Source organism: Streptomyces hygroscopicus subsp. hygroscopicus, from assembly GCF_030269125.1.
Classification (GTDB): Bacteria; Actinomycetota; Actinomycetes; order Streptomycetales; family Streptomycetaceae; genus Streptomyces; species Streptomyces hygroscopicus_C.
On the sequence record NZ_BSSM01000023.1, the window covers coordinates 1 to 14,788 of the forward strand.

The following is a 14,788-nucleotide window of genomic DNA, read 5'->3' on the forward strand; positions in this document are numbered from 1 at the left end:
TAGTGTTTCGGTGGTTATAGCGTTAGGGAAACGCCCGGTTACATTCCGAACCCGGAAGCTAAGCCTTTCAGCGCCGATGGTACTGCAGGGGGGACCCTGTGGGAGAGTAGGACGCCGCCGAACAATTCTTCAAAAGGTCGGATCCTGAACTTCGGTTCGGGGTCCGGCCTTTTTTTGTTCCGCGTAACGTGTCGTTCACCCTGCGCGCCCAGCATCCCGTACATGGGAACCTCTGCAATGCTCAGGGCGGCCGGCGTCGGAGTCGGTGACGAGGTCGTCGTACCGGCCTTCGGGAACGTCGAGGTCGCCGAGGCCGTGACCCTGGCCGGCGCGCTCCCGGTGTTCGCCGACATAGACCCCGTGACCTACTGCCTCGACCCGGTGGCCGTCGAGGCGGCCGTAACCCCCCGCACGGCGGCCGTCGTTGTCGTCCACCGCTTCGGACGGCGGGCCGACATCGAGCGCCTGCACACCCTCGGGCAGCGGCACGAGCTGCTGGTCCTGGAGCAGAGCGAGTCCGAGGCGCCGTACGACGAGATAGCGCAACGGCGGGAGCGGGCGGCCTACTTGGACAACAAACTGAAGGGCGTGCGGACCCCGGACGACGGAGACGGACACACCTACCAGCAGTACGTGGTGCGGGTGCCCGGCAACGGCCGGCCGGACCGGGACGCCTTCGCCCGCGCCCTGCGGGCCCGGGGAGTCGACTGCCGGGTGCCGGTGAAGACGCCCGTGCACCGACTGCCGGAGTTCCGCCGCTGCGTGTCCCTGCCGCAGACCGAGCTGGCCGCCGACGAGACACTCGCGCTGCCCGTCGACGCCTCGCTGACCAAAAGGGAGATGCAGCGCGTGGTCGCCGCCTGCAACGCCCTCGGCGGACTGCTCCAGCCCGCCTTCTGACCGGCTCCCGAACGAATTTGGGAAGTCGGGCCGGTTCGGGGTACAGTTTCTTTGTCGCCGCGAGGGAAACCTCGAAAACGACAGGCCCCTATAGCTCAGTCGGCAGAGCGTCTCCATGGTAAGGAGAAGGTCAACGGTTCGATTCCGTTTGGGGGCTCGGTAAATCAAGACCCCACCCTTTCGGGTGGGGTCTTTTTCGTGCGCCCGGCGCGGCCCCGAGCCGCCCCGGCTCAACCCTCGTTCTGGAGGCCGGGGACCCGCATCGCCAGAATGGCCATGTCGTCCGACGGGGCATCGGACGCGAAGCGTTCCACCGCGCGCATGATGCGGGCCGCGACCGCACCGGCCGTCAGCCCCGTACACGTGGTGAGGACGTCGGCGAGGCCGTCGTCGCCCAGCATGCGGGTTCCCTCGCGGCGCTCGGTGACGCCGTCGGTGACACACAGCAGCACGTCGCCCGGGTCGAGGGTGACCGTCTCCTCGTACAGGTCCAGGTCCTCGATCACGCCCAGCAGGGGCTGCGGTTCGGCGGCCGGGGTCACCGTGCCGTCCTGGCGCAGGCGCAGCGGCAGCGGATGGCCGGCGCAGACCACCTTCAGTTCGGCGCTGCCGTCCGGCTGCGGCCGCAGCTCGCCGTAAAGGAGCGTCAGGAACCGGCTGCGGTCGCCCTCGTCGAGAATGGCCGAGTTCAGCCGTTCCAGGACGGCGGGTCCGCTGAGGCCCTCGCGGGCCAGCAGACGCAGGGCGTGCCGGGCGAGACCGGTGACCGCCGCCGCGTTGGGTCCGGTACCGCAGACGTCGCCGATGGCGAAGCCGTAGGCGCCGTTGCCGATGGGGAAGAGGTCGTAGAAGTCGCCGCCCACCTCGTTGCCCTCGCCGGCCGCGCGGTAGATGACCTCCACCTCGACGCCGTCGATGTGCGGGGTGCCGGGCGGCAGCAGGCTGCGCTGGAGGGCCTGGCTGATGGCGGTGCGCTCCGAGTACAGGCGGGCGTTGTCCAGGGCGAGGGCGGCCCGGCGGGACAAGTCCTCGGCCAGCTCCAGGATCTCCTGGCGGAAGTGTTCGTCGGTGGGCTTGCCGAGGACCAGCATGCCGATGACCCGGTTGCGGGCGACGAGCGGCAGGACGACCGTTTCGCCGCCGACCGCGGAGGCCGTCGCGAGGGTCGGGCCGATGCCTGCGGTGATCCGGTGCGTGGGGCCGCCGGCCAGGCCCAGCGTGCGCATGGAGGTGCGCAGCGCGGCCTGGTGGGCGACCTCGCCCGGGGCCGTCCAGACGCGGGCGCCGGGCGTGGGCACCGGGTCCGGCGGGGCGATCTTCGACAGCAACGACTTGATGCCGTCGATGAGTTCCTCGTCCTCGTGCAGCACGTACGACAGGTAGGGGTCCGACGCCTGGTCGGCGATGGTGTAGACGGCGCACCAGGTGGCCAGGGTGGGGACCGTCATCTGGGCCATGAGGGCCAGTGTCTGGTCGCGGTCCAGCGTGCCGGCCAGCAGGTCGGACGCCTCGACCAGGAAGCTCAGGGAGCCGCGCCGCAGCCGCTCCAGCTCGCCGAGGCGGGCCGACTCCACGGCCAGGGCGATGCGGTCGGCGGCGAACTGGAGGCGCAGCGCCTCCTCGTTCGAGTACCTGCCCGGGGCCTCGGCCGCGACGCCGAGGGAGCCGGTGAGGCGGCCCTCGACCTTGAGGGGGACGGTGACGACCGAGCGCATGCCGGTGCCGCCGAGGAGGGGGACGGCGCCGGGGACGGCGCTGAGGTCGTCGTGGACGGCGGGCATGCGCGCGGAGCCGTAGCGGCCGGGGCCGGCCTCCACGGGGACGCGGGCGAAACGCTGGCGGGCGGAGGGCAGCCCGGTGGAGGCGCGGACCTCCAGTTCCGTCTCGTCGTCGGTGGCCAGCAGCAGGAACGCCGAGTCGCCGTCGAGCATGTCGCGGGCGCGCTCCACGGTGCGCTGGAGCAGCCCGTCGAGGTCGTCCGGGGCGGGGGAGCCGATGAAGACCTCGAAGGGGTCAGTGCTCTGGCCGTCCTGCGCGGTGCCCTGGTCGCCGGCCGGGACCCGGGTGGGCGTCTGGAGCACGGCGCGCTCATGGTCGCGCACCAGCAGGCAGACGGTGGAGGGCTCGCCGCCGGTGTCGCGAACCCGCAGGTGGGAGGCGTACACCTGCACGACCCGGCCGTCGGCGCCGCGGATGCCGTAGCTGCCCTCCCAGCGGGAGAGCCGGAGGGCCTCGGCGATGCCGGTGCCGGTGCCCGGGGTGTGCGGCCAGGCGGCGAGTTCGGTCAGCGGCCTGCCGACGGCCTTGGCGGCGGGGTGGCCGAACAGGTCCTCCGCGTCCTCGTTCCACGCGGTGACGGACCCCTTGCGGTCGACCTGGAGGACGGCGACACGGACCCGGCCGTCGGCCACCGGGAGCAGGTCGGCGGGCAGGGCGGGGCCGGCGGTGCGGGTGCCGACCGGCCGTTCGGGCAGGTTGAGCTGGAACCAGACGTGCTTGTGGGTCGGCGTGTAGTCGACGCCCCAGCGGGTGGCCAGGGCCGCGCAGAGCTGGAGGCCGCGGCCGCCCTCGCGGTCGGGGCTGGCCATGGGGCTGGCGGACGTCTGGAGGGGGACCTCGCGTTCGGGGTACCGGTCGGAGACCTCGATGCGCACCCCGTGGTCGGTGCGCAGGCAGAGCACCTCGGCATGGGTACCGGCGTGCACGACGGCGTTGGTCACCAGTTCGCTCGTGAGGACGACGGCGTCGTCGACGATGTCGGCGAAGCCCCACCCCTGGAGGGTGTCGCGGACGAAGGACCGGGCGGTCGCCACCGATCGTCCGACGGGCTCGAAACTGGCGGCCGCGCGCGCGGTGATCACAGAACTCCTCGGCCGGTTGTCTACGTGCAGGGCGGACGCGCCGACCGGGTCGAGCCGCTGCTGCGGCATCGGCGCGTCGGTCGGCCGCGGCTCCGGGGGCTGTCCCCCCGGGATCAGTCCGGTGGTCATGGTCTGCGGCCGCCCCTCCGATGCCCGCTCGTTCTCGTGCCACCGCCCAGGCCGGTCGGGACCGGTGCGGCTGGACAGCCGGATGCAAGGTTACTTACCTTCGCCGTCCGAGCGGGTGCCGGTCGCCGGTGTTTACCCCCCAGGGTGTGCGGACGATGTGCGAAGCTGCCGAACTGTTATGGCCTGGTTCAGGCGGGGTGAAACACTGGGCAGGCTTCTGGTGAAGGTCTGGTCGCGCCGCGTGTGTTCCGTGTGCGGCGGGCATCAGCCCTTGGTGTGGCCGGATCTCGTCTGGCAGAAATACGCAGCAGTGACCGGTACGCCGAAGTAACCGGTATGCCGAGGAGACCGGCAGGCCGGACGGAAGCGTCCGCATACGGCAGTAAGGGTCGATCCCCCGGGAGGGACACAGTGGAGTCTGGCGCAGCGACGCGTGGCACGAAGACGCGCGCGAAGGGCGGACCGTCCCTGGGCAGGAGCGGCGGCACCACCGCGGTGGACACCGCCGGTCTGAACCGGCTGCTGGCGGCTCTCGTGGCGATGCGTGACGGGAACTTCCGCAAGCGGCTCACGGTCTCCGGGGACGGCGTGATGTCGGAGATCGCGGCGGTCTTCAACGAGGTGGCCGACCGCAATCTGCATCTGACCGGCGAACTGTCTCGGGTACGGCGCATGGTGGGCCGCGAGGGCAAGCTCACGGAGCGCCTGGAGACGGGGGCCTGCGAGGGCTCCTGGGCGGCCGCGATCGAGCATTCCAACGCGCTGGTGGACGATCTCGTGCGACCCGTCTCCGAGGTGGGCCGGGTGCTCACCGCGGTCGCGGAGGGCGATCTGTCGCCGCGCATGGAGCTGCGGACGCAGGCGCCGGACGGTGGCACCGGGCATCCGCTGCGGGGCGAGTTCCTGAGGGTCGGCCGTACCGTCAACAACCTGGTCGACCAGTTGTCGACGTTCACCGACGAGGTCACGCGGGTGGCCAGCGAGGTCGGCACCGAGGGCAAGCTCGGCGGCCAGGCCCGGGTGCGCGGCATGTCGGGTTCCTGGAAGGACCTGACGGAGTCCGTCAACACCATGGCGGACCGGCTCACCGCGCAGGTGCGGGACATCGCCCTGGTGACGACGGCGGTCGCCAAGGGGGATCTGTCGCGCAAGGTGACCGTGCACGTCGCGGGCGAGATGCTGGAGCTGAAGAACACCGTCAACACGATGGTGGACCAGCTTTCGGCCTTCTCCTCCGAGGTGACGCGGGTGGCCCGGGAGGTGGGCACCGAGGGCATCCTCGGCGGTCGCGCGCAGGTGCCCGAGGTGGCCGGCGTGTGGAAGGAACTCACCGACTCCGTCAACACGATGGCGGGCAACCTGACGGCCCAGGTGCGCGGCATCTCGCAGGTCACCACGGCGGTGGCGAACGGCGACCTGTCGCAGAAGGTGACGGTCCCGGCGCGCGGCGAGGTGGCGCAGCTGGCCGAGACGATCAACCAGATGACCGAGACGCTGCGGATCTTCGCGGACGAGGTCACACGCGTGGCCAACGAGGTCGGCGCGGAGGGCCGGCTCGGTGGTCAGGCGAACGTGCCGGGCGCGGCCGGCACCTGGAAGGACCTGACGGATTCGGTCAACACGGTCTTCCGGAACCTGACCACCCAGGTGCGGGACATCGCCGCCGTGACGACCGCGGTGGCCAGCGGTGATCTGTCGCAGAAGGTCACGGTGGACGTGGCCGGCGAGATGCTGGAACTCAAGAACACCGTCAACGGCATGGTGGACCAGCTGTCGTCCTTCGGTGCCGAGGTGACGCGGGTCGCGCGGGAGATCGGCGTCGAGGGCGAGCTGGGCGGCCAGGCCCAGGTGCCGGGCGCGGCGGGGACGTGGAAGGACCTGACGGACTCCGTCAACACCGCGTTCCGGAACCTCACCGGCCAGGTGCGCAACATCGCCCAGGTGACGACGGCGGTGGCCAACGGCGATCTGTCGCAGAAGGTCACGGTGGACGTCTCCGGCGAGATGCTCAAGCTGAAGAACACCGTGAACACGATGGTGGACCAGCTGTCGAGCTTCGCCGACCAGGTCACGCGGATGGCGCGGGACGTGGGCACGGAGGGCCGCCTCGGCGGGCAGGCCCGGGTGGACGGCGTGTCGGGCACCTGGAAGGAGCTGACGGACTCCGTCAACTTCATGGCCGGGAACCTGACGTCCCAGGTGCGCAACATCGCCCAGGTGACGACGGCGGTGGCCAACGGCGACCTGTCGCAGAAGATCGACGTGGACGCGCGGGGCGAGATCCTCGAACTGAAGAACACGATCAACACCATGGTCGATCAGCTGTCCGCGTTCGCCGAGCAGGTCACCCGGGTGGCCCGGGACGTGGGCACGGAGGGCCGCCTCGGCGGGCAGGCGCAGGTGCCCGGTGTCGCCGGTGTGTGGCGGGACCTGACGGACTCCGTGAACGGCATGGCAGGGAATCTCACGGCCCAGGTGCGCAACATCGCGCAGGTCGCCACCGCGGTGGCGGGCGGTGACCTCTCCCAGAAGATCACCGTGGACGCGCGCGGGGAGATCCTGGAGCTGAAGAACACCCTGAACACGATGGTGGACCAGCTGTCGTCGTTCGCCCAGGAGGTCACCAGGGTGGCCCGTGAGGTGGGCACCGAGGGCATCCTCGGCGGTCAGGCCGAGGTGCAGGGGGTGTCCGGCACCTGGAAGGACCTCACGCAGTCGGTGAACTTCATGGCGAACAACCTGACCATCCAGGTGCGCAACATCGCCGAGGTCACGACCGCGGTCGCCAAGGGCGATCTGTCGAAGAAGATCACGGTCGACGCCAAGGGCGAGATCCTGGAGCTGGTCACGACCGTCAACACCATGGTCGACCAGCTGTCGTCGTTCGCCGAGCAGGTGACCCGGGTGGCCCGCGAGGTGGGTACCGAGGGCATTCTCGGCGGTCAGGCGCACGTGCCGGGTGTCACGGGCATCTGGAAGGACCTGAGCAACAACGTCAACCTGATGGCCAACAACCTGACCATGCAGGTGCGCAACATCTCGCAGGTGGCCGCGGCGGTCGCCAACGGCGACCTGACGCGGCAGGTGACGATCGAGGCGCGCGGTGAGGTCGCGCAGCTCGCCGACACCATCAACACGATGGTCAAGACGCTGAGTTCGTTCGCCGACCAGGTCACCAAGGTGGCCCGCGAGGTGGGCACGGACGGCATCCTGGGCGGCCAGGCGCACGTGCCCGGTGTGGCGGGCACCTGGAAGGACCTCACCGAGTCGGTGAACCAGATGGCGTCCAACCTGACCGGTCAGGTGCGCAACATCGCGATGGTCACCACGGCGATCGCCAAGGGCGACCTGACCAAGAAGATCGACATCGACGCCCGCGGCGAGATCCTCGAACTCAAGACGACGATCAACACGATGGTCGACCAGCTGTCCAGCTTCGCCGAGGAGGTCACGCGCGTGGCCCGCGAGGTGGGGACCGAGGGTCAGCTGGGCGGCCAGGCGCGGGTGCGGGACGTGGACGGCACCTGGCGGGACCTGACGGAGTCGGTGAACGAGATGGCCGGGAACCTGACCCGGCAGGTGCGCGCGATCGCGCGGGTGGCGACCGCGGTGACCCGCGGCGACCTGAACCTGAAGATCGACGTCGACGCGTCCGGCGAGATCCAGGAGCTGCAGGACTACATCAACAAGATGATCGCCAACCTGCGCGACACCACGATCGCCAACAAGGAGCAGGACTGGCTCAAGGGCAACCTGGCCCGCATCTCCGCGCTCATGCAGGGCCGCCGCGACCTCCAGGACGTCGCCTCGCTGATCATGAGCGAGCTGACGCCGGTGGTCTCCGCGCAGCACGGCGCGTTCTTCCTGGCGATGCCGCTCATGGAGGGCAAGGACGCCGGTGAGGGCAAGGACGCCTACGAGCTGCGGATGCTGGGCTCCTACGGCTACTCGATGGGCTCCATGCCGACGTCGTTCCGGCCGGGTGAGGCGCTGGTCGGCACGGCCGCCCAGGAGAAGCGCACCATCCTGGTCTCGGACGCGCCGAGCGGTTATCTGAAGATCTCCTCCGGGCTCGGCGAGGCGCCGCCGGCCCAGGTGATCGTGTTGCCGGTGCTGTTCGAGGACACCGTGCTCGGCGTCATCGAGCTGGCCTCCTTCACGCCGTTCACGCAGATCCAGAAGGATTTCCTGAACCAGATCGCCGAGGTCATCGCGACCAGCGTCAACACCATCTCGGTCAACACCAAGACCGAGCAGCTGCTGGAGCAGTCGCAGGAGCTGACCGAGCAGCTGCGCGAGCGGTCGGCGGAGTTGGAGAGCCGGCAGAAGGCGCTCCAGGACTCCAACGCCGAACTGGAGGAGAAGGCCGAGCTGCTGGCCCGGCAGAACCGGGACATCGAGGTGAAGAACACCGAGATCGAGGAGGCCCGGCAGGTCCTGGAGGAGCGCGCCGAGCAGCTCGCGGTGTCGATGCGCTACAAGAGCGAGTTCCTGGCCAACATGTCGCACGAGCTGCGCACGCCGCTGAACTCGCTGCTGATCCTGGCCAAGTTGCTCGCCGACAACGCCGAGGGGAATCTCTCGCCCAAGCAGGTCGAGTTCGCCGAGACCATCCACGGCGCGGGCTCCGACCTGCTCCAGCTGATCAACGACATCCTGGACCTGGCGAAGGTCGAGGCGGGCAAGATGGACGTCTCGCCGACCCGGATCGCGCTCGTCCAGCTGGTGGACTACGTGGAGGCCACCTTCCGGCCGCTGACCGCGGAGAAGGGCCTGGACCTGTCGGTGCGGGTCTCCCCCGAGCTGCCCGCGACCCTGCACACCGACGAGCAGCGGCTGCTCCAGGTGCTGCGCAACCTTCTGTCCAACGCGGTGAAGTTCACCGATTCCGGGTCGGTGGAGCTGGTCATCCGGCCCGCGGGCGCGGCCGTGCCGCAGAACATCCGGGAGCAGTTGCTGGAGGCCGGGTCGCTCACCGATCCGGACGGCGAGCTGATCGCGTTCTCGGTGACGGACACCGGCATCGGCATCGCGGCCAGCAAGATGCGGGTGATCTTCGAGGCGTTCAAGCAGGCGGACGGCACCACCAGCCGCAAGTACGGCGGCACCGGCCTCGGCCTGTCGATCTCGCGGGAGATCGCGCAGCTGCTCGGCGGTGAGATCCACGCGCAGAGCGAACCGGGCCGCGGCTCCACGTTCACGCTGTACCTGCCGCTGCACCCGAGCGAGCTGCCGCCGCAGGGCTACCAGCAGTCCGTGGCCCCGCTGGAGGCCGGCGACCTGGCGGCCTCCCAGGCGGCGGAGCAGTCCTCGCAGCTGTCGGCCTCCGAGATCGAGACGCCGGCCGAGGTCAAGTCGTACCTGGAGATGCAGAACGGGCCGGCGGCGCTCTTCCGGCGCCGCCGGCGCGGCCTGCCGCAGGGCGAGCGGTCCGAGCGGTGGACGGCGGTGCCCGAGCAGGAGAGCGTGCCGCAGTCCGCGCGCGGGGTGCGCTTCCGCGGCCAGAAGGTGCTCATCGTGGACGACGACATCCGCAACGTCTTCGCGCTCACCAGCGTCCTGGAGCAGCACGGTCTGTCGGTGCTGTACGCCGAGAACGGCCGCGAGGGCATCGAGGTCCTGGAGCAGCACGACGACGCGGCGGTCGTCCTGATGGACATCATGATGCCCGAGATGGACGGCTATGCGACGACCACGGCGATCCGCAGGATGCCGCAGTTCGCCGGGCTGCCGATCATCGCGCTGACCGCGAAGGCGATGAAGGGCGACCGGGAGAAGGCGATCGAGGCGGGTGCGTCCGACTACGTGACCAAGCCGGTCGACTCGGACCATCTGCTGGGCGTGCTGCAGCAGTGGATGCGGGGGAAGTGACGGGATCGGCCGACCATGGTGTGAACACCCGGGGAACCCATGACGGGTGCGCGGAGTTGTGCGCTTAGGGTGGCCGCGGACGTATGGGAACGTGGGATTCCGGGAACCTTCCGGGTTCCCGCCCCGTTTCCGCTACGTGCACAGTGACATCGCGGTGACAGGGTGTGGCGACAAGCGGGGTGCGGCTACGATGACCGGCACAAGGACGGGCGGCGAAAGGGAGTCGTCCCCTGGGGCGGCGCCCGGTGTACCGCCGGGGCGAGGAGGGCGGGCCATGGTGCAGAAGGCCAAGATCCTCCTGGTCGATGACCGGCCGGAGAATCTGCTGGCGCTGGAGGCCATCCTCTCTGCGCTCGATCAGACGCTGGTGCGGGCATCGAGCGGGGAGGAAGCGCTCAAAGCACTGCTCACGGACGATTTCGCGGTCATTCTGCTGGACGTCCAGATGCCGGGCATGGACGGCTTCGAGACCGCGGCGCACATCAAGCGGCGCGAGCGGACCCGGGACATCCCGATCATCTTCCTCACCGCGATCAACCACGGCCCGCACCACACCTTCCGGGGCTACGCGGCCGGCGCGGTGGACTACATCTCCAAGCCGTTCGACCCCTGGGTGCTGCGCGCCAAGGTCTCGGTGTTCGTCGAGCTGTACATGAAGAACTGCCAGCTGCGCGAGCAGGCGGCGCTGCTGCGGCTCCAGTTGGAGGGCGGCGGCAAGGGCGCGGTCGCCGGCAAGGAGTCGGCCGGACTGCTCGCCGAGCTGTCCGCGCGGCTCGCGGCCGTCGAGGAGCAGGCGGAGGCGCTGTCCAAGCAGCTGGACGACGACTCCGCGGACGCGGCCGCGGTGGCCACGGCGGCCCATCTGGAGCGCAAACTCACCGGTTTGCGCCGCGCGCTGGACGCCTTGGAACCGGGCGCCGGTGCGGACGGCCCCGCGGTGTCACCGGCCAACTGATCCCCGTCGAACTCCCGTTGCCCATGAGCTCGCGTCAGTTCGACGCCCTGGGAAGGGCGACACGAACGGGTGAAGCTGTGGGCACACGTGTCCGCTGTCGTCTCCCCCGGTAATCTCACACCCATGGCCTCACGTCCCTCCGCAGCCAAGAAGCAGCCCGCGAAGAAGGCGGCCGCTCCCGCGAAGGGTCCGGCGAAGAAGGCCGCCGCGAAGAAGGCCCCGGCCAGGAAGGCGCCCGCGAAGAAGGCGCCTGTCAGGAAGGCCGCGGCCAAGAAGGTCCCGCCGAAGCCGGCGCCCAGCCCCACCGGGGGCGTGTACCGCCTGGCGCGCGCGCTCTGGCTCGGACTCGCACACGCCGTCGGCGCCGTCTTCCGCGGCATAGGGCAGGGCGCCAGGAACCTCGACCCGGCCCACCGCAAGGACGGTGTCGCGCTGCTGCTGTTCGGCATCGCGCTGATCGTCGCCGCCGGCACCTGGGCCGACCTCAAGGGCCCCGTCGGCGACCTGGTGGAGGTCCTGGTCACCGGCGCCTTCGGCCGGCTCGACCTGCTGGTGCCGATACTGCTCGCGGTGATCGCCGTACGACTCGTGCGGCACCCGGAGAAGCCGGAGGCCAACGGACGGATCGTGATCGGCCTGTCCGCGCTCCTCGTCGGGGTGCTCGGCCAGGTCCACATCGCCTGCGGCTCGCCCGCGCGCGCCGACGGCATGCAGGCCATAAGGGACGCCGGCGGCCTCATCGGCTGGGCGGCGGCCACCCCGCTGACGTACGCCCTGACCGAGATGCTCGCCGTGCCCCTACTGGTGCTGCTGACCGTCTTCGGGCTGCTCGTGGTGACCGCAACCCCCGTCAACGCCATCCCGCAGCGGCTGCGCGCCCTCGGGGTGCGCCTGGGCGTGCTGCACGAGCACGAGGCGGAGGAGTTCGACGGGTTCACCGAGGACGACGAGCGCTACGAGGAGCAGTGGCGCGAGGCGCTGCCCGCGCGCTCCCGCAGGCGCCAGGGCGGCCCGCAGGCGTACGACCCCGACGGAGCCGAGGAGGAGGCCCTCTCGCGCCGCCGCGGCCGTCCCAGGCGCTCCGCGCTGCCCCAGCCGGACCCGCAGCGGCGGATGGACGCCGTGGACGTGGCCGCCGCTGCCGCCGCCGCGCTGGACGGCGCGGTGCTGCACGGCATGCCGCCCTCCCCGCTGGTCGCCGACCTCACCCACGGCGTCAGCGTCGGCGACCGCGAGGAGACCACCCCCGTCCCGGCCCCCGAGCCGCCCGCCGCCCCGGCCCCCGAGCCGCCCGCCAGGCCGGTCCCGGCCGCCCGTCCCGGGCAGGGCCAGGGCTCCGTCGTACCCGACCTCACCAAGAAGGCCCCCGACCAGCCCCGCGAGCTGCCCGCGCGCGCGGAGCAGCTGCAGCTGTCCGGGGACATCACCTACTCGCTGCCCGCCCTGGAGCTGCTCCAGCGCGGCGGCCCCGGCAAGGCCCGCAGCGAGGCCAACGACGCCATAGTGGCCGCGCTCACCCAGGTCTTCACCGAGTTCAAGGTGGACGCGGCCGTCACCGGCTTCACCCGCGGCCCGACGGTGACCCGCTACGAGGTCGAACTCGGTCCGGCCGTCAAGGTGGAACGGATCACCGCGCTCGCCAAGAACATCGCCTACGCGGTCGCCAGCCCGGACGTGCGGATCATCAGCCCCATCCCCGGCAAGTCCGCGGTGGGCATCGAGATCCCCAACACCGACCGGGAGATGGTCAACCTCGGCGACGTGCTGCGCCTCGCGGAGTCCGCCGAGGACGACGACCCGATGCTGGTCGCGTTCGGCAAGGACGTCGAGGGCGGCTACGTCATGCACTCGCTGGCCAAGATGCCGCACATGCTGGTCGCCGGCGCCACCGGTTCCGGCAAGTCGTCCTGCATCAACTGCCTGATCACCTCGATCATGATGCGGGCGACGCCGGAGGACGTGCGGATGATCCTGGTCGACCCCAAGCGGGTCGAACTGACCGCCTACGAGGGCATCCCGCACCTGATCACGCCGATCATCACCAACCCCAAGCGGGCCGCCGAGGCGCTTCAGTGGGTCGTGCGCGAGATGGACCTGCGCTACGACGACCTCGCGGCCTACGGCTACCGGCACATCGACGACTTCAACCGCGCCGTGCGCGAGGGGAAGGCCAAGCCGCCGGAGGGCAGCGAGCGCGAGCTTCAGCCGTACCCGTACCTGCTGGTGATCGTGGACGAGCTGGCCGACCTGATGATGGTCGCGCCGCGCGATGTCGAGGACGCGATCGTGCGCATCACCCAGCTCGCGCGTGCGGCCGGCATCCACCTGGTGCTCGCCACCCAGCGCCCCTCCGTCGACGTGGTCACCGGTCTGATCAAGGCCAACGTGCCCTCCCGGCTCGCCTTCGCCACCTCCTCGCTGGCGGACTCCCGCGTCATCCTCGACCAGCCCGGTGCCGAGAAGCTGATCGGCAAGGGCGACGGCCTCTTCCTGCCGATGGGCGCCAACAAGCCGACCCGGATGCAGGGCGCGTTCGTGACCGAGGAGGAGGTCGCGGCGGTCGTCCGGCACTGCAAGGAGCAGATGGCGCCGGTCTTCCGGGAGGACGTCACGGTCGGCGCCAAGCAGAAGAAGGAGATCGACGAGGACATCGGCGACGACCTCGACCTGCTGTGCCAGGCGGCCGAACTCGTCGTCTCCACCCAGTTCGGGTCCACGTCCATGCTCCAGCGCAAGCTGCGTGTCGGCTTCGCCAAGGCCGGGCGGCTGATGGACCTCATGGAGTCCCGCAACATCGTGGGGCCCAGCGAGGGCTCCAAGGCGCGCGACGTTCTGGTGAAACCGGAAGAACTGGACGGCGTGCTCGCCGTGATTCGCGGCGAGTCCGAGGGATAGTAATAAGAGCCGCCCGGTTCCGCGCGTCGAACACCGGGCAGCCGTCCGTCGTGACGCACCCGTTCCGTCGCGATCGGCCGTGCCGTCGTGCTCCGTCCTTGCCCGCCGTGATCCACCCGTTAGAGAGCGGCGGGCAACCGTTTCCCTTTGTCCTACGTCAAGTTGAGCGAGAGGACAGGTAAGCGTCCCATCCTGGGGTATCCGCCTGTCCAGCCGTCGGAATGTCGGGCCATTCCGATGGCGTAGAAGTTCGTACCGCCCGGTTGCCCCACCCTTTCGTACCCCCCCTAGACTGAGCTTCCAGCACAGGTGGCTACACGCTCGAAAGGCGCCCCCGTGTCCCTCGGCAACTCCCCTGAAGACGAGCGTCCCTTCCCAGACGAGTCCCAGGAAGCCCGAATCCCCGTGGGCCGTGCCCTCCAACAGGCGCGGATCGCGGCCGGGCTCACCGTGGACGACGTCAGCAGCGCCACTCGTGTCCGCCTCGCCATCGTGCACGCCATCGAGGCGGACGACTTCGCCCCCTGCGGCGGCGCCGTGTACGCGCGCGGCCACATCCGCACGCTGGCCCGCGCCGTCCACCTCGATCCCGAACCGCTTGTCGCCCAGTACGACGCCGAGCACGGCGGCCGCCCCGCGCCCACCCCGGCCGCGCCCCTGTTCGAGGCCGAGCGGATCCGGCCCGAGCGCCGTGGCCCCAACTGGACCGCGGCGATGGTCGCCGCGATCGTCGTCGTGATCGGTTTCGTCGGCTTCACCGCGGTCAAGGGCGGCGACGGCGGGAGCGACTCCAAGTCGGTCGCCGAGGGCGCCACGCCCGCCACCGGCAAGGCGGCCTCGCCCACGCCGACCCGGGACAAGCCCGCCGACCCGACCCCCGAGCCCACCGACAGCGCCATCGCCGCCGCTCCGCAGGACAAGGTCACCGTCCAGGTCAGCGCGCCCGACGGACGCAGCTGGATCTCGGCCAAGGACCACAACGGGCGGATGCTCTTCGACGGCCTGCTGGACAAGGGCCAGTCCAAGACCTTCCAGGACAGCAGCAAGATCAACCTGATCCTCGGTGACGCCGGCGCGATCCAGCTGTACGTCAACGGCAAGAAGATCGAGGACAACTTCAGGCCCGGTGCCGTGGAGCGGCTGACGTACACCAAGGGCGACCCCGTCGCGGGCTGAC

At 70.4% G+C, this 14,788-nt stretch carries 6 protein-coding genes, 1 tRNA gene and 1 rRNA gene; 7 read left to right on the forward strand and 1 reads right to left on the reverse strand.

Annotated elements, in window-relative coordinates:
* Positions 1–6: 6 nt before the first annotated feature.
* The 3 genes from rrf to QSK45_RS34605 all read left to right on the forward strand — a co-directional run bounded on the left by rrf (position 7) and on the right by QSK45_RS34605 (position 1,057).
* Positions 7–123: ribosomal RNA gene (rrf, locus tag QSK45_RS34595) — 5S ribosomal RNA — on the forward strand.
* A gap of 114 nt (positions 124–237) precedes the next feature.
* Complete coding sequence (locus QSK45_RS34600) at positions 238–900, forward strand: DegT/DnrJ/EryC1/StrS family aminotransferase (protein WP_285562967.1); 663 nt, start codon at positions 238–240, stop codon at positions 898–900.
* A gap of 84 nt (positions 901–984) precedes the next feature.
* Positions 985–1,057 (forward strand) — tRNA-Thr (locus tag QSK45_RS34605).
* Between the two features lie 73 nt (positions 1,058–1,130).
* On the opposite strand, the gene QSK45_RS34610 is transcribed toward QSK45_RS34605, so the two are convergent.
* Positions 1,131–3,890, reverse strand: a complete 2,760-nt coding sequence (locus QSK45_RS34610; RefSeq protein WP_285562882.1) for a SpoIIE family protein phosphatase — start codon at positions 3,888–3,890, stop codon at positions 1,131–1,133.
* Between the two features lie 411 nt (positions 3,891–4,301).
* Between QSK45_RS34610 and QSK45_RS34615 the strand changes: the two genes are divergently transcribed.
* The 4 genes from QSK45_RS34615 to QSK45_RS34630 all read left to right on the forward strand — a co-directional run bounded on the left by QSK45_RS34615 (position 4,302) and on the right by QSK45_RS34630 (position 14,787).
* Positions 4,302–9,761 (forward strand): HAMP domain-containing protein, encoded by a 5,460-nt coding sequence (locus QSK45_RS34615; RefSeq protein ID WP_285562883.1) that lies wholly within the window; start codon positions 4,302–4,304, stop codon positions 9,759–9,761.
* Positions 9,762–10,035: 274 nt separating this feature from the next.
* Positions 10,036–10,716 carry a response regulator gene (locus QSK45_RS34620; RefSeq protein ID WP_285562884.1) on the forward strand — a complete coding sequence of 227 codons (681 nt, stop codon included), beginning with the start codon at positions 10,036–10,038 and terminating at the stop codon, positions 10,714–10,716.
* A gap of 123 nt (positions 10,717–10,839) precedes the next feature.
* Complete coding sequence (locus QSK45_RS34625; RefSeq protein WP_285562885.1) at positions 10,840–13,611, forward strand: DNA translocase FtsK; 2,772 nt, start codon at positions 10,840–10,842, stop codon at positions 13,609–13,611.
* Positions 13,612–13,947: 336 nt separating this feature from the next.
* Positions 13,948–14,787, forward strand: coding sequence for a helix-turn-helix domain-containing protein (locus tag QSK45_RS34630; protein WP_285562886.1), 840 nt, complete (start codon positions 13,948–13,950; stop codon positions 14,785–14,787).
* The last annotated feature ends 1 nt before the right edge of the window (position 14,788 follow it).

Coding starts and splice junctions, on each gene's coding strand:
- QSK45_RS34600 (WP_285562967.1), top strand. CDS start 238: ATGCTCAGGGCGGCCGGCGTCGGAGTCGGTGACGAGGTCGTCGTACCG.
- QSK45_RS34610 (WP_285562882.1), bottom strand. CDS start 3,890: ATGACCACCGGACTGATCCCGGGGGGACAGCCCCCGGAGCCGCGGCCG.
- QSK45_RS34625 (WP_285562885.1), top strand. CDS start 10,840: ATGGCCTCACGTCCCTCCGCAGCCAAGAAGCAGCCCGCGAAGAAGGCG.
- QSK45_RS34620 (WP_285562884.1), top strand. CDS start 10,036: ATGGTGCAGAAGGCCAAGATCCTCCTGGTCGATGACCGGCCGGAGAAT.